Below are 511 nucleotides of genomic sequence, written 5' to 3'. Positions count from 1 at the left end.
GACAAGGACAGGGAGACAGGGGCACGGGGCAGACGAGAGAAAGAAAAAAAAGAAGGAGGAAGAAAGAGAAGGAAGAGGAGGGAGGGAGAAAAGGGAGGGAAGAGGAAAAGGAGAAAAAAGAGAGGAGGAAAGAGGGGGGAAGGGAGGAGGAGAGGGAGAAAAAAGGAAAAAGGAGGAGAGGAAAAGAAAAGAAAGGGAGGAAAAGAAAAGAGGAAAAGGAAAAGGGGGAGGAGGAAGGAGAAAGAAAGAGAAGAAGGGAGAGAGGAGAAAGAAGAAGAAGAGGGGAAAGGGGGGGAAGAAAAAGAGGGGAGAAAAGAGGGAAGAAAGAAGGGAAAAAAAGAAAGGGAGAAAGAGGGAGAGGAGGGAGAGAGAAGGGGGGGAAAGGATGCAGGCAGAGATGAAAGGGGGGGCGAAAGAGGAAATAAAAGTGGACGGGAAAGGCAAGCTGGTGACAATGAAGGAGGAGAGACGAAAGCACGACAGTCAGAACAAGGAGGACAGGGCTCTGCGC

1 pseudogene is annotated in these 511 nt (G+C 50.1%); it reads left to right on the top strand.

What is annotated here, in order from left to right:
* A pseudogene (locus tag KW824_RS20610) lies at positions 1-511 on the top strand (hypothetical protein); the annotation flags it as partial.

The organism is Aeromonas sp. sif0611 (assembly GCF_019218845.1).
Classification (GTDB): Bacteria; Pseudomonadota; Gammaproteobacteria; order Enterobacterales; family Aeromonadaceae; genus Aeromonas; species Aeromonas media.
The sequence above is the reverse complement of the archived record's forward strand: the minus strand, read 5'-3'. Positions and strand labels throughout refer to the sequence as shown.